This window comes from Dysgonomonas sp. (assembly GCF_035323175.1).
Classification (GTDB): domain Bacteria; phylum Bacteroidota; class Bacteroidia; order Bacteroidales; family Dysgonomonadaceae; genus Dysgonomonas.
Genome location: NZ_DAOKYH010000007.1, coordinates 138950 through 160638, shown reverse-complemented (window position 1 = coordinate 160638; position 21689 = coordinate 138950). Strand labels below are relative to the sequence as shown.

Annotated in this window: 21 protein-coding genes; 5 read left to right on the top strand and 16 right to left on the bottom strand. The window is 41.1% G+C overall.

Annotation, left to right across the window (positions count from 1 at the left end):
- Positions 1-8: 8 nt before the first annotated feature.
- From PKC55_RS10560 to PKC55_RS10505, 12 genes are all read right to left on the bottom strand, one after another.
- The gene (locus PKC55_RS10560) at positions 9-893 is read right to left on the bottom strand and encodes an AraC family transcriptional regulator (RefSeq protein ID WP_291124568.1); all 885 of its coding nucleotides are present in this window, start codon (positions 891-893) and stop codon (positions 9-11) included.
- Positions 894-1412: 519 nt separating this feature from the next.
- On the bottom strand, positions 1413-1937 hold the full coding sequence (locus PKC55_RS10555) for a hypothetical protein (protein ID WP_291124570.1): 525 nt from the start codon (positions 1935-1937) through the stop codon (positions 1413-1415).
- A gap of 84 nt (positions 1938-2021) precedes the next feature.
- Positions 2022-2444, bottom strand: coding sequence for a hypothetical protein (locus PKC55_RS10550; protein ID WP_291124572.1), 423 nt, complete (start codon positions 2442-2444; stop codon positions 2022-2024).
- The gene (locus tag PKC55_RS10545) at positions 2441-2686 is read right to left on the bottom strand and encodes a hypothetical protein (RefSeq protein WP_291124574.1); all 246 of its coding nucleotides are present in this window, start codon (positions 2684-2686) and stop codon (positions 2441-2443) included. Before PKC55_RS10545 ends, PKC55_RS10550 begins: the two co-directional genes overlap by 4 nt.
- A 10-nt stretch (positions 2687-2696) precedes the next feature.
- Positions 2697-3335 (bottom strand): hypothetical protein, encoded by a 639-nt coding sequence (locus PKC55_RS10540; RefSeq protein WP_291124576.1) that lies wholly within the window; start codon positions 3333-3335, stop codon positions 2697-2699.
- A gap of 20 nt (positions 3336-3355) precedes the next feature.
- Positions 3356-4156 carry a hypothetical protein gene (locus tag PKC55_RS10535; protein ID WP_291124578.1) on the bottom strand — a complete coding sequence of 267 codons (801 nt, stop codon included), beginning with the start codon at positions 4154-4156 and terminating at the stop codon, positions 3356-3358.
- A 2-nt stretch (positions 4157-4158) separates the two neighbouring features.
- A complete protein-coding gene (locus PKC55_RS10530; protein WP_291124580.1) occupies positions 4159-4392 on the bottom strand; it encodes a hypothetical protein in 234 nt (77 codons plus the stop codon).
- 19 nt (positions 4393-4411) lie between these two features.
- Complete coding sequence (locus PKC55_RS10525) at positions 4412-4591, bottom strand: hypothetical protein (protein WP_291124582.1); 180 nt, start codon at positions 4589-4591, stop codon at positions 4412-4414.
- An 11-nt stretch (positions 4592-4602) separates the two neighbouring features.
- Positions 4603-4821, bottom strand: coding sequence for a hypothetical protein (locus PKC55_RS10520; RefSeq protein WP_291124584.1), 219 nt, complete (start codon positions 4819-4821; stop codon positions 4603-4605).
- Positions 4821-5132: a hypothetical protein gene (locus PKC55_RS10515; protein ID WP_324372953.1), complete on the bottom strand. Its 312-nt coding sequence runs from the start codon at positions 5130-5132 to the stop codon at positions 4821-4823. Before PKC55_RS10515 ends, PKC55_RS10520 begins: the two co-directional genes overlap by 1 nt.
- 194 nt (positions 5133-5326) lie before the next feature.
- Positions 5327-5890 (bottom strand): hypothetical protein, encoded by a 564-nt coding sequence (locus PKC55_RS10510; protein ID WP_291124588.1) that lies wholly within the window; start codon positions 5888-5890, stop codon positions 5327-5329.
- Between the two features lie 15 nt (positions 5891-5905).
- Complete coding sequence (locus PKC55_RS10505) at positions 5906-6307, bottom strand: hypothetical protein (RefSeq protein WP_291124590.1); 402 nt, start codon at positions 6305-6307, stop codon at positions 5906-5908.
- A 512-nt stretch (positions 6308-6819) separates the two neighbouring features.
- Here PKC55_RS10505 and PKC55_RS10500 point away from each other — a divergent pair.
- A complete protein-coding gene (locus tag PKC55_RS10500; RefSeq protein WP_291124592.1) occupies positions 6820-7434 on the top strand; it encodes a hypothetical protein in 615 nt (204 codons plus the stop codon).
- Between the two features lie 58 nt (positions 7435-7492).
- On the opposite strand, the gene PKC55_RS10495 is transcribed toward PKC55_RS10500, so the two are convergent.
- Complete coding sequence (locus PKC55_RS10495) at positions 7493-12676, bottom strand: helicase-like domain-containing protein (protein ID WP_291124594.1); 5184 nt, start codon at positions 12674-12676, stop codon at positions 7493-7495.
- Positions 12677-13030: 354 nt separating this feature from the next.
- Between PKC55_RS10495 and PKC55_RS10490 the strand changes: the two genes are divergently transcribed.
- The 4 genes from PKC55_RS10490 to PKC55_RS10475 all read left to right on the top strand — a co-directional run bounded on the left by PKC55_RS10490 (position 13031) and on the right by PKC55_RS10475 (position 17530).
- Positions 13031-14848, top strand: a complete 1818-nt coding sequence (locus tag PKC55_RS10490; protein WP_291124596.1) for a DUF3945 domain-containing protein — start codon at positions 13031-13033, stop codon at positions 14846-14848.
- 49 nt (positions 14849-14897) lie between these two features.
- Positions 14898-15170, top strand: a complete 273-nt coding sequence (locus tag PKC55_RS10485; RefSeq protein ID WP_291124598.1) for a DUF4099 domain-containing protein — start codon at positions 14898-14900, stop codon at positions 15168-15170.
- A gap of 63 nt (positions 15171-15233) precedes the next feature.
- Complete coding sequence (locus PKC55_RS10480) at positions 15234-17318, top strand: type IA DNA topoisomerase (RefSeq protein ID WP_291124600.1); 2085 nt, start codon at positions 15234-15236, stop codon at positions 17316-17318.
- Positions 17315-17530 carry a DUF1896 family protein gene (locus PKC55_RS10475; RefSeq protein ID WP_291124602.1) on the top strand — a complete coding sequence of 72 codons (216 nt, stop codon included), beginning with the start codon at positions 17315-17317 and terminating at the stop codon, positions 17528-17530. The genes PKC55_RS10480 and PKC55_RS10475 overlap by 4 nt, the downstream gene beginning before the upstream one ends.
- 1659 nt (positions 17531-19189) lie before the next feature.
- On the opposite strand, the gene PKC55_RS10470 is transcribed toward PKC55_RS10475, so the two are convergent.
- Genes PKC55_RS10470 through PKC55_RS10460 form a run of 3 tightly spaced genes read right to left on the bottom strand, consistent with a single transcriptional unit; the run spans position 19190 to position 21685 of the window.
- Positions 19190-19963, bottom strand: coding sequence for a PRTRC system ThiF family protein (locus PKC55_RS10470; protein ID WP_291124604.1), 774 nt, complete (start codon positions 19961-19963; stop codon positions 19190-19192).
- On the bottom strand, positions 19960-20652 hold the full coding sequence (locus PKC55_RS10465) for a PRTRC system protein B (RefSeq protein WP_291124606.1): 693 nt from the start codon (positions 20650-20652) through the stop codon (positions 19960-19962). Before PKC55_RS10465 ends, PKC55_RS10470 begins: the two co-directional genes overlap by 4 nt.
- Positions 20633-21685, bottom strand: coding sequence for a hypothetical protein (locus PKC55_RS10460; RefSeq protein WP_291124608.1), 1053 nt, complete (start codon positions 21683-21685; stop codon positions 20633-20635). Before PKC55_RS10460 ends, PKC55_RS10465 begins: the two co-directional genes overlap by 20 nt.
- Positions 21686-21689: the final 4 nt, after the last annotated feature.

The window sequence follows — 21689 nt, the reverse complement described above, 5'->3', positions numbered from 1 at the left end:
TAATTAAGTTATTTTTGTTGCCCATTGATAAACTGTTTTCTTAGTGCTTTAGGAGAATTGCCCAAATTATTCTTTACATATTTTCCAAAGAACGCAACATTGGGAAAGTTCAGTTCATTAGATATATCTTTGATGTTTTTTTGCGTATGTTTCAATAGATATTCGATATCCTTTGCAACATATACTCCAATAATTTTAGAGGCTGATTGTCCCACAGCTCTTTTGCAAACTGTTGAAAGATATTTAGGGGTTATACATAGTTTATCTGCATAAAAAGCTACATCACGATTCTTTGGATAAGAAGAGGAAAGTATGTCTATAAAAGACTTGAAGTGCTGCTCATAGGACGAAAAGTGACGTGGAGATGCTCGGACTACCCTTTTTACTATTTCTTGAAATTCATATAAAAAAGCCTGTATTAAGGTGTTTATTATTCTTTTAAAATGTTTTTCGGAAGAATGCTTTAGCCTTGAGCAAAACAAATCGTAATACAGAAGGAATATAGAAACTTCTTCCGAGCTTAAAGAAACCTGTGGGTTTCTTTCAAAAAATAGCCCTATCTCCCAGTTATTATCAGCCATAGGCATTATCTTTTGTATATATTTAGTGGATAAACAGATGCAGCAATATTTGAGATTATCGCTTGGAAGATGATTGCCTATAATAACATTAGGTGGACATACTAACAGATCATTTTTATTAATGATATACGGATTTCCATTAATATGCGACGAAGCCTTACCATTCAGACACAATAAAATTGTGTAGAAATCTGTTTTACAAGCATCTTTACGTAAGTTTAACTCGTCCAAATCATCTATAATCGCTATATCTCCATCATTATAGGTTGCCTTTTCCTTTAATTCCGGCATATTCAACTCAATCTTTTCCATAATCTACGATGCATTAGAATAAAAAAAAGTCATTCATCTTCAAACAAATAAGATCATATTTAATTGTTTGATAAACGACTAAATATATAAACAACTTTATCCGAAGTTAGTAAAAAAATATTAGAAATATTACAATTTATAGGAAGTCAGATGAATCTTTTGACGCACTATCCTCCCTGCTATGCAACCAATTTATGATTTGTAGAGACAATTTATGTCAAATCCTTCATCAAATCCGTAATTCATGCAAATACGTGGGTAGTAAACATCAGAAAGAGTTCCTCAAAAATCTGGGGGTAAAGATAATTATCAACTCAATCTTTATGGTTCTGAGATTCCCATGAGTTAGTACTATTATCAATATGTAAAAATGAGGAATTATAATTACCAATATAGCCATTATGTAAAGGATTATTCCAATTATCTAAAATTATGGTAGTTTAAGTCAAATACTTGACATTATCTAACTCTATTCATAATCTTTCCCAAAGCTTATCGAGAATATATACTTGGTTCCCATTAAAATAAACTTAACTGAACAGCTGTCTCACGCCTATAAATACGGATTCTCCTTTGGTAGTGGTCTTCGAAAGCTTTAATCTGTTTTGCAGTTTCAAGGCCATACTCATCCGAATCATCCTGTACGATGTGCGACACTATTTTATCTATTGTCCTCCCCTTCTCTATGAAATAAGACCATATCCAGTATCTTTTCACAGGGTTGCGCATCTCCATTTCTTTCCACTCCAGGTCAGTTGCCGGACGTTTATAGATGATCTTATACCAGTGGGTCTCAGCCATCCGTGCCCGTTCCTGCCAGGGCATCAAATCGATAATGACAGCTATCTCCTGCTTTTTAATACATGTATGTTTCTTCCGGATGCCATACATGACAACAGGACGATCCCAATCCGGATTCTTACTGCGGTATTCCCGTGTCTCTTCTATTTTCTGAAAAAGAGCACCAAAATCAACCTTATCTAAAAATTCTTGTAACCATTGTTCTTTAGTCGTGGTACAAAATTTAGAATCAAATGAAGACATAGTTTCGCTTAATTGAGAAACCGCCAATGTTTTTCGATACACCGACGGTTTATTATTTATTTATCCGAATCCTTTAATGGATAGTTATTCAAAGTGACATATCCCTGTAAGAATAAAATTCTGCTGCGTTTTTTCACATAAGCCTTTCAGAGCGTTCATATCCTCACAAAAGGGAAAATAATTTTTATTCCCATTCTCATCACTTGAGATCTTTATCAGTATTCTCTCTGTACCGTTCTTTGGACTGCAGTAAGCTATTTCACACCAGGCTGTCCCGGGTTCTCTTTTAAATTGTTCTTTATACGCAGAATATTTTTCTTCTATCTTTTTTCTTGTATTCTCTGAATCTGCCAGCCGGCTTTCTTTTTTACAGACATAACAATACTCATTATTGGAACTTGTCCTTACACAACGGATCAGTGCTTTTTCTGTTTCCGGTTCATTCGGGTTAATCCAGGCCAGGCATTTTATCTTCATGCTGCCGCACCGGGTACAAATAACTTTCATACAGCTTGTTTTAGCTTGTTTCTATTTTTTTGCTTTTCTTCACGCATTACAATCCAGTTGTTGGTATTGTCAACCAGAAGGTCATCATTAATGTCTTCTATAAATCCGGGAAATCTGTATTTTATGATTTTAGCTTCCATCCATAGATTATTCAGTTCTTCCAAAGAAAGATTTTGCGATTCCTCTTTCGAAAAACCGCAAACAGGTAATATAAATATTACAATATCATCGACTATCATCATTATATTTATCTTAATCGTCCAACAATAATTGATCAAAAAACTCAATGCGGTGTTGCGGATTCTCATAACACCAGCTATCTTCACTGTTGCTGTCTTCCCTCAATGTGGAGTACAGCCAATCCTTAAGATCTGCATACCCCTGAAAATACATATAGATCTTTTCATCCTCATCCTCATCCAATGTCAGCTTAACGGTATCTTGCCACGGCAAGTTATTATACCCCTTGTCTTCAAGCCATATAGTGGCATACAATGGTTCTTTTACATGCTCCTTTTTATACGCATCATACAGGCTGTCGATCTCCGTGTGTAATTCGGGTAACTCGTAATCATCTTTTGCATAATCTTTTAGTGCCACCCAATAAGAATCCATCATACTATCCAACGGCATATGATCTACAAAATTCCGCATGTCATCAGGCCCCAGTTCATCCGGATTAAATCCTACTTCACGCATATCGTCTTTACTGAGGGAAATCACGGGATAGTAACCTGTCTCATCCTCATAATAATCCGATATACGACGGATAGCAGCCATAAGATCTTGATAAGGTTCAGTCAGGTTCTTTATTGCATCCATCAATAGGGTGGCAATTTGCTTGCGGTTATCTGCCACGCATTCTGAAAAATCGATCTTTATTTTCTCCATTATTTCTGATTTTAAGGTTGTTAATATTCAAGATACTTGCTGAAAGCCTCGCCGATAGTCCGGAAAAAGGACGAGTGCCCTTCCGAACCGGTTGAATAAATGACAGCATACTTCATATCCGGCTCTTTTGTCCAGCGGCGAAGGCTGATCTTCACCTTTCCTTCTTCTTTCGTGCGGGTCATGGCAAATGGATAATTTTTACCGGGGTTCTTTCCCTCCCAATACCTGCTGCATAGTTCAAAAAGACGGTATTTCATATCTTCTGAATAGATCAGGTGTTGTATTTCGACAAAAGATGCCAGCCATTTTTCTTCACAGGCAATGCAGGTAAAGCTTACCATCATTTCAGCCTTATCATTCAATACCCCGCATAGGGCAAAAGGAGACCTCTTGCCATTCCATCCGAACGATACTTCCCCGCTATTGGTATTGTCTTTCAGTCCGTGGTAGCAGGCTATATTCAACAATAAGCCCAGTTTTTTCTGATAAAGCTGGTAGGTTCCAGGACGGTAAGTATGGTTTTCAAACAGGTCAGCAATATCCGGTTTTAACTGGCAATCCGGATGAATGAAGGATATTCCCATCTTTTTATCATACCGAATATAAGGCTGATGGCTTTCATAATTTCCCGGCTGCAGATGGTCCTCATCCGGTAAGGATAACCGCCATTGGATATTTTCGGTAGTATCCGGATCGAGGCTGTTTTCTACTCCTTCAACTTTGTCCCGGTCTTCATAGCGCAGATAATACAGGTTGCTGATATCACCGCGCCCGATCTTTATTACTGTGTTATCAGTTTTTCTTAATGCATTTTCTCCCATAATCAATTCGTATTTAGGTCGTTTATAAATAGTTTTACTGTTTCCTTATTCAGGGAATATCTATCTTGCATGGAAGCAAGCCTCGTCCGGTTAGCCGTATCAAATGCCTTCAAATACTCATCCTGTGTTTTGAACCGGTTTAACGGATGTTCCAAAAGCCAGGCTTCTACCCAATTCCGGTAATGAAAAAGGAACTGCCTGAACAGTTCCACTTTATTTTCTACTTTCTTATCCATCTGTTTGATTCTAATTGTTTTAAAGTATCGGAATATCTTCCAGTACATTCATCAGAGAGTCAAAGTCTTCATTCTCCCCGAGAACTTCAGCTATACCGCTGACTACGATCATATCCGTCCCATAGTCATCGGCGAGTGACTTTAAATACCCCATTCTGTCTCTGTAGCCATTTTGTTCGCATACATTTTTGCCTGGCATCGTTTTTATTTTTAATAGTTAGTTATAAATTCCATGGTACATTCTCCGTCCCGAGGTTCAGATACCGAAACCAGCGATAAGAGATGTTCTTCATTGATTATTTGAGCCGTTTCTTCGATTTCCTTATCAATATACCCGTCTCCGCCATCTGCATAAAAAAGCGAGATGAATAATCTCGCCTGCCAGTGAGGAATCACGAGTTTCTTTGTTCTTACCTTTTGCTTCTTCATCAGTTAATATGGATTTTGTAGAAGTTATCCCGAAACCAGCGGACACAGGTCATCTTTTCTTCTGCATGGAATACCAGCCGGCCATCTTTTTGCTTGCCAAATTGCCTATAGATTATATTGAATTTATATTGTTCTCCCTGACATCCATTATAGTCATCCCAATGTACACCCAAGATCCATATCACTTCATCTTCCCTGACAGCGGGTTGGTCCAATAAAGTTGCAATATCTTTTCTGATTTTATATATACCTTTCTCCAAATCACAAATGGGATCTTGTGTCCGGTAGCAGGACAGTTCCTTTTCATCCATCGTGCGGATATGTTCAGTCGATGGATGCTCAAAATTTCCGAACCTGCATCTATGCCGGTTTGATCCTTTAATGCGGTTGGTAACCCGCTCCAACAACACGCCATCCCCAAGTAAATCGATGACAACATATTCAAAATCGACACAAATACCGAAAGTGAACACCATTCCTGATCTTAGCTCTTTCCGGTTCATCATTATCGAAGTTGAAAGTCCGATAATTGGGCAATCCGCTCATAGTATTTATCATAGAGGGGATCGAATTCGTCCTGAAAATCTTCCGTGTAGTTTTCTCCGGACTCATCCATAAAGGCTTCGGGCAGCCAATTGTGTTTGTCGACCATCTCTTTTTCGGCTAATTCGCAGGCCATTTCCATAATATCAGAATTAATCGCATCTCTGACAGCCTGTGCATCCGTACCGTTTTTATTCCATCCCATGACATAAGCGATAAAAAAAAGGATGTCGGAGTAGTGCTCCGCTTCTATCTTAAATCCCGTCTTGTGGCAACAGCTATCATCGTCCAGTCCATCGGCATAGATAAGGCCTCCATTATCGAGATACACGTCCGTAATGGAAATGAAATAGATATCCTTACGGCCAGATAAGATGGTTGTCAAAGGGTAATCGTCATCATCCTCCTCTTTTTCAAAGGTTATACGTCCGTTATTTCCCATAACAGCCCTTTCTATTAGTGACTTCATTTTTTCGACAGCTGATTCTTCCCTGAATTTCAGCATGTAGTATTCCTGTATCATCATTTATTTTTTTTAGAGTTAATTAAAATCCCGCATACTGAATATCTTATCCATGTAGTTACCGACTGTACCTTTGATTGGCTCAAACCAATCGGATTCTTCAGGTAAGGTTTTCAGTTTAAAAATAGTCTTGAGTTCGTTCAATAGTTGTTTTTTTACTCCTGCACTCATCGTCCTTTTTACTTCAACTCTGGTCCCTTGAAAATTTATACCGGGGTTGGACGGACAGTTAAATGCCCTGACTGCGTTTTTTACCCGGCTAAGAGATGCTCCATCCGTATAATTAATCCGGATCACATAATAATCCCGGTCATATCCGGCATCAAGCTCAAAATGAGTATCCCTGAAAGATACCATTAAGGCATTTTGAACTACATAAAACTGTTTTTCCTTTTTTCGGGATTTTGCTAATACTTCCATAATCTGCATTTTAATTTTACACAATGGATACCGTAAAGAGTATCCGTTTATTCACAGGCGAAAAAATTTGTAGTGGTACGGGCAGGCAAGGTTTTACGGAAAAATACAACCCTTCAGGGTGGAGATTTTTCCCGTAAACGCCGCAAGGCAGACCTTGCCCGCACGTAAAACCGCTACAATAACTTGCCTGATGAATAAGCGGAGACAATATCAGCAGAAATGCAACCTCCTGGCGAAAGTATTTCCTCGGCTTAACTCATCCCCTATTAATCATATGTGATAACTTTATATAAGTTCGAAGAACAGGAAACCGCGCTTAGCCAACTGTTTATTGAGTTGCCTGCGCTTCCCGAACATAGTTCATCCACCCAGGTATATTTGCAACCCAATCCGTCTGTTTTTTATATCAGGCCATATTTACCTGAAAATTATGATTATAGAAAAACGATTTTAATCAGAAAATATGTATTTTTGAAAATTCTGTTTTGCGATCAACCCTATAATCCTCTAGCATGTTTTTAATCTATATCATTCTCGGAGTATCCGTTGTCTTACATCTGTTCAGGTATTATCCGGACAAACCGGTGCTTGCAGTTAAAGCCATTTTGTTTTCTGTTCTTTGCATCACAGAGATATATTATCTCTTTACGACAGAGAATTACAACTGGTTTTTGGATTATAATCAAATCGGAATATGGAAAACGATCGGAGGATTCATACTCCTTACATTGGTCTTATTGAATCAATACGGCGTATTCAGAATCCTTCTGGATGAGCTGAAGCCGGGGGAGCAGACAATAAATTACAATATCGGACTCTATTCATATACATTGGCTGTAATAGGAATAATCGTTTGCAGCTTTTTCCTTGATACAAAGTATATAAACTATATCGTATACTTTCTCTTTGCGGCACAATTAGTCCAGGTCATACTGATATTTTACCAGAGCCGCCCCCATTGGAGAGCGGCTTTATCCAGTGCCTGTATTTACCTGCTCGGAACAATTACTTTTATTATTGTTCTCTACCATTATGCCGGGCCTTTTGCCATTGCAGCAATTCTAACCGCCGCATTTTACTTTATCCTCTCGGTTGCCAGGGCCAGGTTAAATCAAAGGGATTATTAAAATAGGCTCCTTGTATTATGTCCCGGTCTGCTTTACAGGATCAGAAGTAATCCTTTCTTCATATGGCAACTTCTTCCGTTACCTCTACCGTATCATTTATATTTTCAGGTTTTCCAATTGCTTCCAGCTCGCTCTGTATTTTACGCTCCAGTGCCGCAAGGTCTATTTTCATCTGCCGCAGTTCCGACTCTTTACGCCATGGGGTGTTAACTATCTCCTGCATTGCAGCTATATTCTTTTGTTGTTCTTTAATCTCCGCTGCCATTTTTACCATCAGGTCAGGTATCCTGCCAAAAGCCCGGATAAAATTAGTTACTGCCAGTTCGGGCGTATCGGCCAGATGCCCGGAATTATAAGAATATTTACATGCCCCTTCAATATAGAAACGGTTATAGCGTTTTTCATCAATCCTGTCGGTTTTGACAAGGATATCGAATTTTAATAGGGAGCCGACTTTCTCATAATGCCCCAGCGTATCTTTAAATCTGTTCATCCTGACTAATTCCAACCCGACAGCTTCCAAATCATCGTTATAATCAAAATTATCAAGTATCAGCGGATTAGGTCGTACTCCCTCCGCATTTAGCGGAAGATGAGTATTAATATATTTCCAGTCTTCTTCTATTCCTTGTAACCGGAGTGTGTCTTTCTCTATTTCTCCTGTTATATATTTTATCTTCCATGCTGTCGTATCATTTTGTTTGTTGTGGCTTCTGAACTCACTTTCCAATGCCATTACTTTTCTCTCCAGCTTAGCCCTCTCCAGTAAATCGCTGTTTCCTGAGAGGATGGCTACAAATTCGGAATAATTCATATTGCCTTCCCCGTCCATTGCTCCTTCATCGATAATACGTGTTCCCAGCGAATTGGTTTTTAACTGCGTAATAAAAGTCTGTTTGTTCTCCAGCAGGTTAAACATATAGGTGTCGAGGCTACCCTCTGCCGCATACATATAGTTATCCACTTTATTTCCTGCAAACAAGCGCGCGACCTCATTACCTTTACGTGCTCCCCTTCCACTCCGTTGATCAAGATCTTTCGGTGTCCAAGGCATGCTCAGGTTATGTACCGCCACACATTTTTGCGGCGCATCGACTCCGGTTCCCAAACTCTCGGTATGCCCTATCAGTACCCTTATCTTCCCTATCCGGAAATCAGCGATCATCTGTTCCCGCTGGCGCATGCCGGGAGCCTCCTGTATAAAGCGGATCTCACCGGCCGGCAGATGGTACTCTTCAACCAGTTTCTTTTTCAGTTCCGAGTATACATCCCATTTATCCGGCTTATAGGTTCCGATATCGGAAAACACAAACTGTGTACCTTTCTGTTCATCGTATTTATAATAATATTCTGTGATTTTTCTGGCTGCCTGTGATAGTTTATTATCCGGATGGTCACGGTATTTCTCCGCATCTATCAGCCGCATATCTATCGCCGCTTTCCTTGCCAGATCCGTTACAACCAGCATACGCCCGGAACGCGAATCGCTGTAATCTTTCTCCGGACGCCCGATGTATTTTCCTTCTCCTGTCCGGGCAAAGTCAATCAGGTTCTGTTGGAATTCAGCCTGTTCGGGAGTCTGCCGGACTGTATAGAGGATCACATTGTTTTCGGGACGCACAATATTTACATCTTTAGCTGTCCGGTAGTCACAGATCTCCATGTAAAATTTAGCCAGCTCAGGTACGTTCTTGAAATAACGGAAGCGCTCTTTCGATTTGATCTCTCCGGTTACCGTAAACTCATAGTCCGATGTTTTCATGGCATATACTGCCGCCCAGGCATCGAATGTACGGATACCCTGTACTTCAAGTGCCCTTGGACTCAAATATTTGAAGATCAGATACAGTTCAACCAAAGAGTTACTGATGGTTGTCCCGCTCAGGAAAGTAGTGCACAAATCCCGGTCGAACTTATCCTGCATTGTCCGGATAGCGAACAACAGGTTCAACGCCCGCTGGCTGCCTTTGGGATCACCCAGACCGGCAACATTCCGACAACGGGTATCAAAACGAAGGTTCTTGAAGACGTGTGACTCATCAATATAGATGTGATCTATACCCATCGTCTTAAAATCGACAATCTCCGCATCCCTGCGCTTTTGCATCTTATTATAGAGTTCACTCAGTGTAGCTTCCAGGTTTTCCTGCCGCTTGATCAGGCCTTTCAACATCGCATTCGATGCGCTCTTACCGGACAGGCGTTCGGCTACACGCAGGTTTTCAACGACCGAATCAAGCTCCTTCTGAAAAATATCGAACTGCACCTCCAGGGATTGAGGGATCTTGAAAAACTGGTCGTGGGTCATAATGATCACATCCCAGTTATTATTCTTTATCCGGTTAAACAATCGCTTGCGGTTCTCCGGTTCGAAATCTTTTTCAGACGGATACAGTATCTTATCATTCGGATACACTCTGGCATAGGTAGCCGCTATCTCGAAGATATTTCCTTTCTTGCCGATGATTAAAGGCTTATGTATCATCTTCAGACGTTTCATTTCATGAGCTGTGATACAAACGGTTAGTGTTTTCCCTGCACCTACCTCATGATCGACTATCCCTCCGAAATTGGACTTGAGCATCCAGACCGTATCGTACTGGCTGTCATAGGGACGTTCTATCGCTAACGCTTTAAGTTGCAAATCCGGAAAGGTCTGGAATTTACCATCATATTTTGGTATGACACGGGAGTTAAATTTCCGGTTATACAAGGCCGCCAGCTTATCTTTCTCCTCAACAGGACGGGTTTGCAACCAGTCGGTAAAGGCGGCCCTGATCTCATCGATCTTGGTATTTGCCTGCTGGATGGCTTCTGTATCTGCAACCCTGATCTCTTTACCATCTGCATTGTAACGTCCCGAGCCTTTTGTTATTTTGGGTATTGTATTTAATAAAGCATGGGAAAACAACTTCAGCCCGTTGAGTTTATCACTGTCTGCCGGGTTAACGGCATATTTTTCCGTAATGTTGATCGTACTTTCACTTTCTGCATTTATATTGAAATTATCCAGGTCGACAAAATAATTGATCTGAACATCCGTCCCGAAAATTTCCGTAGCAAAGCTGTTATAGACATCTTCCGGCACCCAGCGCTCACCCAGGTTCAGGAATAAATCGGAAAAGGGTATCGGCTCGGGAATCGCATCTTTCAGCACTTTTAATGATTCTTTACTGGCTTCGATGTCCGGTGCATCGGGGTTCGAAACGATATACTCTTCAACCTCTTCGGATTTAACCAACACATCCCCCGCTATAAAATGAGCGGATATTTCATGCCTCTGCAACAAGGGGTTATAATACAGAATGCCTTTAAGTTCATCCAGTAATTCTTCCGGTGTCTTGTCCGACACCGAGGACATGTGTTGCAAATGAGGATAACCATAGATGTTCAGGGAAGAGGCAAGGGCTTCATCGGCTCTTGCTGCGATCAGCTTTCCCTTGGTACTGAAGGAAACAGGCTCCCTGAATATATCGGCTAACGTCTTATGACCGTTTACATAAGATTCCAATGCCAATACATCCTGCCCGGTCTTATCGAGAATAATCAGGCGGTAATTTTCCTTATCGTTCAGATCCCCGTGCTTCGCACAAAATGTTTCGTATTGTTCATTCAGTACGTTTCGTAAATGAGGTCCGGCACATTTGTTGTCATATTCATAATTGAATAATTGAAAATAGGCATCACGCAGGGGAATATAGTCTTTGACACGCAGCGACTGGGCATAAGACACATCTACCGGATTGAAATAATACGTAATAATCTCCCGATCTTTTTTCTTCTCTTTCTTTATGCCCAGATAGCCTGTTTGCCCCTGATATTGCAATAATGTACCTTCCACATAAAACCCTTCTATGTCCCCTTTATAAACCCGGGGATTTTTACTATTCTTCAGCACTTTAAAAGGATCTTCCAGATCAGAAACCTGTATGCCGACACCCTCCTTCTGTCCTACCGGCTTCTGTCTGACACAGGTTTGGGTGCGTTCTTCTTCCGGAATACCGAATAAATCATACAGGCTGATTACAGGCTCAGGCTCCTCCGATTCATCTGTTACATCCGTATCCGGCATATCCGCATTTTCAGGGCAAGCATATTCTTTGTATAGATCCAAATCCAGATTTGTCCGGCAATCTTCTTCCAGCCAGCATTGTAAGAGCTTACCTAATTCCGACATATCCTTTTCATAATAGAAATTAATGCCGGGCTTTCCGTATTGATCTGTACCTACATCCAACCGGGTATGTATCACACGGCTGAAATCCATGAAATAATTATTGATACTACAACCGTTACTTAACATCCTGGATTCCGTGAAAGCCGATTCACGGAATGTCATAGTCTCTTTTAGTGTATGTTTTTGTAGGATTATCAGGTCACTGCCGGCTTCTGTATTCGCTATTTCTTTAAACAGGTCGTTCGGTAAACGAATCGCCGATACAAGCCTGCAACGTTCCATCAGCCATTGCCTCACCGGGCGGTTGCCGGGAGAATCCATCAGGCGGCTGGAGCTGATAAAGGCAATAATGCCTCCTTCACGAACCATATCGGTTGCTTTCATGAAAAAGTAAGTATGGATCGCCTTACACGATTTGTGCCGGATTTCATCTTTACTGTCCGAAAATACCGGATCATAAACCCTGTAGTCTCCAAAAGGAATGTTCGATGTCACCACATCGAATGTGCCGGCATAGTCGTTGTCAATCGTCTCAAACCCTTGGGTATAAACCGATGCTTCGGGATGTAATAATCCCAGTATCATACCGGTCAGGTAATCCTTTTCAAAACAGGTTACCCCTGCACCAAAGATTCCGAACGATCCTCCAAAAGCCCCCGTACCGGCACTCGGATCCAGGACGGTTTTTATTCCTATCCCAAACGAATGCAGCGTCCGGGCCAGCGCACCGGTGACTTCTTCCGGGGTGTAAAATGCAGACAAAACCGAATGCTTAAGACTGTCCATGAAACTCGTATACCCGGTTTCATCTCTGCAATGCTTTCTTATTTCTTCATGCAACAGCACCGTATCATCGAACAGATCCTGTTCGGATTTATTCCAACTATCCCTGTCCGTACTGTTTACACAAGGCTTCAGGATACACTTCAACCCTCCGAACCCGCTGTAACGCTTCAGTACGCCCAGCTGTTCCGCCGTTGGTTCCTGCCCGCTTTCCTGTAATTCAAAGGCAGTTCGTATTGCAAGTATATTTTCCTGCAAATGTTTCTTTCTGTTATATGCCATATGACTGTCATTTTTAGTTCAGAAAGGCGGGAAGATGGTGCGTCCCGGAAAGGCAAGGTTTTCCCGGTGAAATACAACCCTTCAGGGTGGAGATTTCACCGGAAACCCGGAGGGCTGTGACCTTGTCTGTTCCTTAAGGACGTACTATATCTTCGCCTGATGAAAAAAATGACAGTTTCGTTTATCATTTTTCTTTCAAGATGATCTCCACAGACTAAGAAAATTACACAGAAGGGGAAACATGCGGACACGCAAGGACACATAAGGACAACATGCTGTATATCTGGTTTTTGTAAAATAAAATCGCCTATTTTTAACCCGAAAATATTTATTTATCAAAAAAGGTTGATTCATATGGCGGAGAAAACGAACAACAATGAAATAAGAGAAAGATTGTCCAATGAGCAATTATCAGACATACTGCTGCTCATTGACAAAAAAGGCAAAACTGTAGAAGCAGTCAAGGATATCGGTAAGGATGGAAAGCTCAAAACCGTTCCGGCTACAAAAGAAAGGCAAAATGAGTTCATGCAGGTAGGCCACAACTCCGATGCGCTTGATATCGCAATCACGGCGGTTAAAAATTTTTACAGTCAAGCGCGTGACCCTACACGCTTTGAAATACTCAGAGTCCCATTAAAAGTATTCTCCGATATCAAAAGTACGGTCAGTCTTTTTAAAGAATTACTTAAGTCCGAGCGGTCACCGCAGGCTGAAGATTTCGCGGACAGATACCGGATAGATAATCCCCAGGTTGCAAAGCAACTAATCAATAACAATAATCAAAATTCAGAAATTATGGCAAAAAATGAACAAAGTGCCGCAACAACTAAAGCAGCACAACCGGATCAACCGGATCAAGGTCAGGACAGACAACGTTTTAACGAATCGATGATCGACTGGAAGTCGATCGAAGGCTTCGGGGTATCCCGGGAATATCTCAAGGACAGAGGCTTACTCGACAGTATGCTCAAAGGCTACAAAACATCACAGTTAGTACCTGTATCCCTGAATATGGGAGCTGCTGTGATCAAAGCAGATGCCCGCTTATCATTCCAGCAATCCAAAGGGGGGCCTGTTGTGCTTGCAGTCCATGGACTGCGTCAGGAACCGCAACTGCAAAGGCCTTTCTTCGGGCACATCTTCTCGGAAGAGGACAAAAAGAACCTGCGTGAATCCGGAAATATGGGAAGGGCTGTCGAACTAAAAGGCCGTGATAACGAATACCATCCTTACCTGATCAGCGTCGATAAGCTGACCAATGAATTGGTAGCGGCCAGAGCTGATACAATAAATATACAGGAAACGATTAAAGGGGTAACCTTAACCCAGCAGGATATCGCCGACTTACGGGAAGGCAAAAAGATCCATCTGGACGGCATGGTTTCCAACAACGGCAAGGAATTCAGCGCGGATATCCAACTCAACGCGGACAGGAGAGGTATTGAGTATATCTTCCCGAATGACGGCCAGCGAAACAATCAGATCATCGGAGGGGTGGAGCTCAGTCCACAACAAAATAAAGATCTGTCCGAAGGCAAAGCTATTTTCATAGAAGATATGAAGCGTAAAGACGGAGAACTGTTCTCATCGTTCATCAAGCGGGACGAAGCAACGGGAAATCTGGCATATACACGCTACAACCCCGATTCACCGGAAGGTGCAAGGGAAATATATATCCCAAAACAAATCGGAGGAGTCGAGTTAACAGGGGAAGAGCGGGATACACTCAGAAGGGGAACGCATATTTTCCTGGATGGCATGGTCAACCGAAAAGGTGAGGAATTCTCATCTTACATCAAGGCTGATACCGAAACAGGCCGGTTGAGTTACAGCAATACGCCCGATGGATTTGCCCAACGGGAACAGTTTAAGATACCCCCTGAGGTATTCGGTGTCACGCTCAATGTTACCCAAAGGGCACAGCTTCAGGATGGAAAGGCTGTTCTGGTAGAAGGCATGAAAGGTTTTGACGGGAACGAATTTTCTTCTTACGTCAAAGTAAATCAAAATCAGGGACAACTCGATTATTACAAAGAGGATCCCGACAAGCCGAGAACTGCTCAAAGTAATGATACCAAACAGCAAGCGGGACAAAAACAGAACGAGGCAAAAGAAGAGAAAGAACAAAAGGAACAGAAACCTAAAAAATCGAGAGGCCCTAAAATGTAACAGGATGAGTGCCTATTTTTTAAATGTTTTATGAATAAAAATAACTGAAATGAACAAAAATTCAAAAGAAGGCCATATTTACAGACAGGAAGATATCAAATGGGATGAACTGGCCGCCATCAATATCTATAAAGACGACCTGGAAAAAAGTGGTAATCTCGATAAACTTCTCAGGGGAGAAAAAACCGATGTTATCAATCTGCACCTGATGCTGCTTGGAGTAGATGTTGACCTGGATGCTACCTTACAGGTGGTCCAACAGGGGGAAAGTCCTGTCGTGGAAATTATCGGGATATCCCCCGATTATGTTGCAAGCAATTAATATTCAGCTAACAAGGCTCTCCCATAGATAAAGGAGAGCCTTGTAATAATCCAATTAAGAACTATGATAGCAATAATAGCGGAAAAACCGAGCGTCGCACGGGATATTGCACGGGTATTGGGGGTAAACGATAAAAAAGAAGGATTTATCCAGGGAAAAGGCTATATGGTGACATGGGCTTACGGACACCTGGTATCACTGGCCCTGCCGGAAGATTACAATTTTCCGAATACCACCGAAGCCTTACCTTTTATACCCGATCCCTTTAAGCTTATTATCCGAAAGGTAAAATCAAAAAACGGATACAGGACGGATGGCAATGCAAAAAAACAACTGGAGGTAATTAAGTCCGTATTTTCAAAATGTGATAAAATCATTGTGGCAACAGATGCAGGGCGCGAAGGTGAACTCATCTTCAGGTACATATATAAATACCTGAAGTGTAAAAAACCGTTCTCCCGTCTCTGGATAAGTTCATTAACGGATACCGCCATCCAAGAAGGACTGGATAACCTGAAAGACGGAAACAGTTACGACAACCTGTTCCTTGCTGCTGAAACACGAAGCAAAGCTGACTGGCTTTTAGGTATTAACTCCAGCCGGGCCCTGGCACTCAGTTCCGGAAACGCAAACCACTCTCTGGGAAGAGTACAGACTCCTACCCTGGCCCTGATCTGTAAACGTTATAACGAAAATACGGGATTTACACCACAGCCTTTCTGGCAGGCAGTCTTACACGTAAAAAAGGAAGATGCCGTATTTCAGGTAAAAGCCAAAGACTCTTTCTTTGTCCAGCAAGAAGCGGAGGAGCTTTATAAAAGGCTGAAAAAATCACCGCTGGCAAAAGTCTCTCGGATAGAATGTAAAGAAACAAAAGAGCAGCCGCCGCTATTGCATGATCTGGCGAGCCTACAAAAAACAGCGAATATCCGCTATGGGTTCAGCGCGGATAAAACACTAACTCTGGCACAAGGCCTTTATGAGCGTAAACTCATTACTTATCCCAGAACAGGCAGCAGGTATATTCCAGACGATATCTTTGCGACCCTACCCTCACTCATTAATTCACTGACGACATACAAACTTTTCAGCAGTTATGCCAGGATATTGTCTGTAATGAAGCTGAACAGAAACGCTGTCAATGCGAAGAAAGTAACGGATCACCATGCCCTGCTTATCACCGGAATCCGGCCTTCAAGGATCAATGAAGAAGAAACCCTTATTTATGATTTAATTGCCGGAAGGGTACTGGAAGCATTCTCCAAGCCATGTACAAAAGATGTGACGGATGTTGAACTCTGTTGCGATGATATCATCTTTACCGCCCGTGGATGGACAATCAGGGAAAAAGGCTGGAAAGCGGTATTCGATTCCGTTCATGAAGAGGAAGAAGACAGTGAAGTCGAAAATCAAAGGCTCCCGGTATTGATGGAGGGTGAATATCTCACGATCGAAAGCCATAACCTCGTTCAGAAAAAAACAAAAGCTAAACCCTTGTTTACGGAAGCCGGATTACTTACTGCAATGGAGACGGCAGGAAAAGATATTGAAAACAAAGAATTAAAAGCTGCATTGAAAGAATGCGGAATAGGGACTCCGGCAACACGCGCAGCCATCATAGAAACCCTATTCTCCCGCGGATATATCGAACGGCATAACAAGAGCCTGATACCGACTAAAAAAGGGACGGCTTTATATAATGCCGTCAAGGCGATGCGGATCGCCGATGCAGAATTGACGGCCTCATGGGAACAGGCCCTGCTACAGATTGAATCGCAACCCGATTACCTGAACTCGTTTATGGGGGGCATCAAAGTTTATACCAAACAGGCTGTCAGTGAGATAATCAGTGTTATGCAGGCCGAGAATGCCGTCTGCGGAACTGAATATATCTGTCCCAAATGCCGTCTGGGAAAGGTGACGGTCTTCAAAGAGGTTGCCAAATGCAATTATACCCAATGCAGGTTTATCATATATCGGGAAATCTGTGGTAAAATACTGAATGATGAAGAGATAAAAGACTTATTAGTAAAAGGTAAAACCTCACTGATCAAGGGATTCAAAAACAAGAAAGGAAAGGAATTTGAGGCACATATTGCTCTGGACAAGTTTTTCAAACCGGTATTTAAGTTCCCTGATAAAAAATGAAAGGCATCTTAGCACCTTATAACCGCACTTATTTTGAAGATATACTTCAAAACTACCTGAAGGCTTACCATCCGGATCTTTCGGATGATAGGCCTTTCCTTTCTTCCCGCACAGATGAATCTTTCAGTCTGTACCATGAACTGATCAGCGATGGTGTCGCTGATCATGCAGCGTACGACCTGGCTGTAAAAGTTTTATTCGATGAACTTTAGCTTACCAAACGAAATTCTTCAATACAAATACAGATATTCTTTTATTAATCCGTAGTGCAGTAGGAGAAGAAAGTTGCTTTATCATCGGGAACTACCGGGTAAGAATTTTACTTGTTGTATCGGCAATCAAAATTTCTACATCGTTGACGCAACTCCGCAAAATAAACAATAGCATATAGGTGAAAGGATCAAAGCAAGACACAACGAATTAATCGAAAAAACATCACAATATAAACTTTTAGATATGATTTATGAACCTTTGCTACAAATCGGAGTAGCATTCCATTTATATATTTAATTAAAACATTACTGTATATCAACAATATAACAAACAGTAAGTTTATATTAACATTATAATAACATACAGTTAATGTATATAATATTTTACTTTAAAGGATAATTCCGGTGTAGCCATACCGAATCGAATATAGCAATAATCTACAATTATGATAAAGAAAAGTAAGTAGCGTATTATTCCGACAAAATTCATAACCCATGATGGGCGAAGAATACAAGATTTCATTATCCGGATAAACACTCTTTTCTAAAATAAAAGGTCTCGAAGTATTTAACTTTTACTTGACATTCAGCAAGGATTACTTTAAGCTAAGGGATTAAATCCCTTTGATAAATTCTCATTATAAAATAATGATTATGAATCTAATGCAACCAAAGGTTAAAACGGTCACAGGAAGGTATAAATATTATATATCCACATCCTTCAGAATAAAAAAGCACATTGTGAATCAGAGGCTTTAGCTATAGAAACTAAAGAACATGGGATCCGCATATTAAATAGAGGCGGAACAGCAAGCGGGTACTAAAAGCAATCCAATTCAAAATGGATGAATAGATTATGCTTGCCGGTTTCCTTTTACCACATAACTCTCTATAGACTTATCGGGAATAGAATATAGAACAGATAAAAAAGGTATTTCCCCTAATATTAAAACAAGAAAAGAAAAACGGAGTATTTAATAAAAAGGCAAATGATGATGATAAGGATTTTAGATATTTTGTTCCTCAAACAAAACATAAGGAATATGGTATGCGCCGAGAGATAAAGAAAATCATATTTTTTACTTAATAAAAACAGCCTATGAAAAAAGAATATGGTAAATATTTAAATTATGAAAGATCCGTTTTTTAGTTTCTTTTTGGTTTCAGAATGGTGTTCTTCTATGATGAAATCAAAAATAATGGGGAAATACCTTTATAGCGTACCCTAAGTCCAAAATGCGTTATCCTCTGATCACGACGATGAAACTACAATTAACATTTTAATTTCATGACAGTTAGTGATATACGATTAAAACCAATCCAACAGGAAATATCCGGTGAACAGATGACTTCAAAAAAAAGAAAATATTCCTTTCGCAAGGATAATCACTGTTAACACATAAACTACTTGTGAGTACTTTCAAATTATGTCTGCTTCCAATTTTACACTGTTCGGTTTAACTTCCCGAATAAACTGAAAAGACCGAAAAATCTGGATAATAAAAATTCATTATTTCATTTCAGTAGAGGAAATTTTATTCCTCTTATTCTTTATTTTATGAATACTTCATAATAAATAATCTGTTAGAAAACCAATAATTACTCTGCCCGGCAATTCTATCACCTGAAAACATGTAATTATACTTTTATCCATTTAATTTATAAATGTATCGGATTCGAACTCATCAGTTTCAGGTTTAAAAATAAGCCGGCTCTATCCAGCATCCCTTCGGAAAACATCCGCCAGATAAGATCACATCCCAGTTGAGCAAGAGATGAATTGATAAACAAGTTTTGCTTCCTGAGAGCCTCAGCTAACGAACAGGACGGCCCGGAGTCCTTCTCATTGATCTTTGTCACATCAAAGCGTTCTGTGAACAAGGGTAGTTTCGCTATTGTCTCATATTTCTTTGACGAAGGCTGTTCCAGTTCCGCTAAAGTACCTAGTACAACTTGTCCCGAATCCGTCGTATTGCCGAAATCGAGCCAATAATAAGGATAGAGGTAGGGCTCGTCGTTCTTATATTTCTTCTCCGATTTTTTCAAGACTTTTTCTATCTCCAGGCGGGATCTAAGCATATCCACACAACTGATAGTAATGTTACAACTCACAGCCGATTCCTCTGTAAAGAACTCCGGAACTGCTTCCCATGAAGTACCGAAAAAACGGTTGATACGTGTAGTCAACACAATGGCCTTATTCAATCCGAGATCGTCTTCCGGAAACAATTGCCGTCCTACATTCGAAGAACTGACCGTATCCGCGTCATAAGTTATAACATGAAGTCCGGGATGTCCCAACTGCTGCAAACTGTGACTGATCCGCCCCAGGCAGGTCAGTACCTGGGATCCGGTTCCTCCGCAACCGATCAGGTTTACTGTTACCGGATGCGAAGGGTTCAACAGGTAATTAGGTACAATATGTCTTTTCATTTCAATAGTTTTTTTAGGGTAATATCCATTTCTGTCAACTGTCCGTAATCGAATGATTGAACGGAATCCTTCGTCACCTGTACCAGGTTGTCTTTTGTCGGGTTCATGCTTCCTCCCAAATGGGTAAACTCGGTCAGCCAGAACTTTTTCTCCCAATAATTGATAAGGTCAGTAAAAGTTGGATTTTCGGGATACTCGATCTTCGCATTTCCCAGACAAACACTGCCGTTGGTCGTATTGAAAAAAGGGGCTTTATAAAGTTTATCTTTGAGTTTATTCCCTGTAAAAGCGAACAGGTTCAGACGATCTTCCTTGACGACATAGACGATACCGGGTATATGGTATTCTCCGTTAGGGATATGCAGTTTCTTATGGAAAAACATCATCTGCTTCCGGGGCGGATTATACCAGATATACTTTCGATATCCGATACGGCTATCGAAATACAGCATATTGGCGGGCAAGACACCATGAGGCGTGACAGACTGTTCCTCAGAGAATGACCCTGCCAATTCCGTGATACAGGCCTTGGACAAGGGCACGCCTGCCAGCATCCGGCCTTTCGAATTGATGTTATGGGATTCGATATAGACCTCATCCAGGGGGTTCTTATAGGCAACCATAGCCATAAAAGGATAGAAAGAATTTTCTTTCGATAAATCCAATAAATCACGCGTAGTATAACTCATCGTTTAATCTGTTTAACCAGTTCATAAAATCCCGTACATAGTTATTTATCTTTAGTAAGCCTGTTGTCTGCGGGGTAATTTCCATCCATCCACCGCTGATAAATTCGAAGCCCGACTCCTGTGCCATTTCATTATAGAATTTCGCCTGGCTCTCATTAACGGCATCCGAGTCATAGATAATCTGGATCACATTATCGATCTCAATCGGCCAAGCATAGTCCTCATCTACTTCCGGCGGAATGGCATAAGTGCGTATTGATCCTTTCCGTGATAAATATTTCAGCCCCTCCCCTATCAGTTCCTTTATTTTTTGTTCCCGAGAGTTTCCGGGTGTGAATCCCGCCAGCATTTGCCTAAGCTTCCGCAAAGAATATTCAGGTTTCTTTTTGATCAGTTCCAGTATCTCACCTATATCACCTTCGAAATAACGCTTGAGCAGTTCCACCCAGTCTTCATCCAGATCCGCCTCGTCGGTAGAATAAAATTCCTCCCTAATATATTCAAAATACATGCTTTCACCAAGGGGTGTCAAATGCTGTTTCTGTTGTAAAAAAGCGAAAAAAGAAACCAGTATATCCCGGAAAACGCCTTCAGACCGGGTGATTATACTGCATGGCAGATAGTAGAGTGTATGATCCTCATGCTCGGTATCAAACACCCACAGGCGCAGGCGATCATCTTCTTCAGCGCTTATACGGCATTCCTGATTCTTCGGAAGGATATCACTCAGGTAGCCGTATAAAGGTTCAAAATCCATCGGATCGTACAGCAAGGGCTTTGAGCATCCGAGCAGGCGTCCATATGCAAGTACCGATTCATACAGGTGCTTGTAGTTTTCCTCTGAAAAAAGAGGGTTAAAGTCACCTATGGGAAAGGGGTTAAAAACAACGGTCAGAAAACCATTGTTTGATTTTCTGACCCTGCCTTTTGTCTTTTTACGGTATTTACTCCCCGCTTTATATCCTTCCGCTTGTACTCCTGAAGGAAAATCTGCCCGATCTTTGCGGGCATCTTCGATAGCTGTTGTGAACATCGTC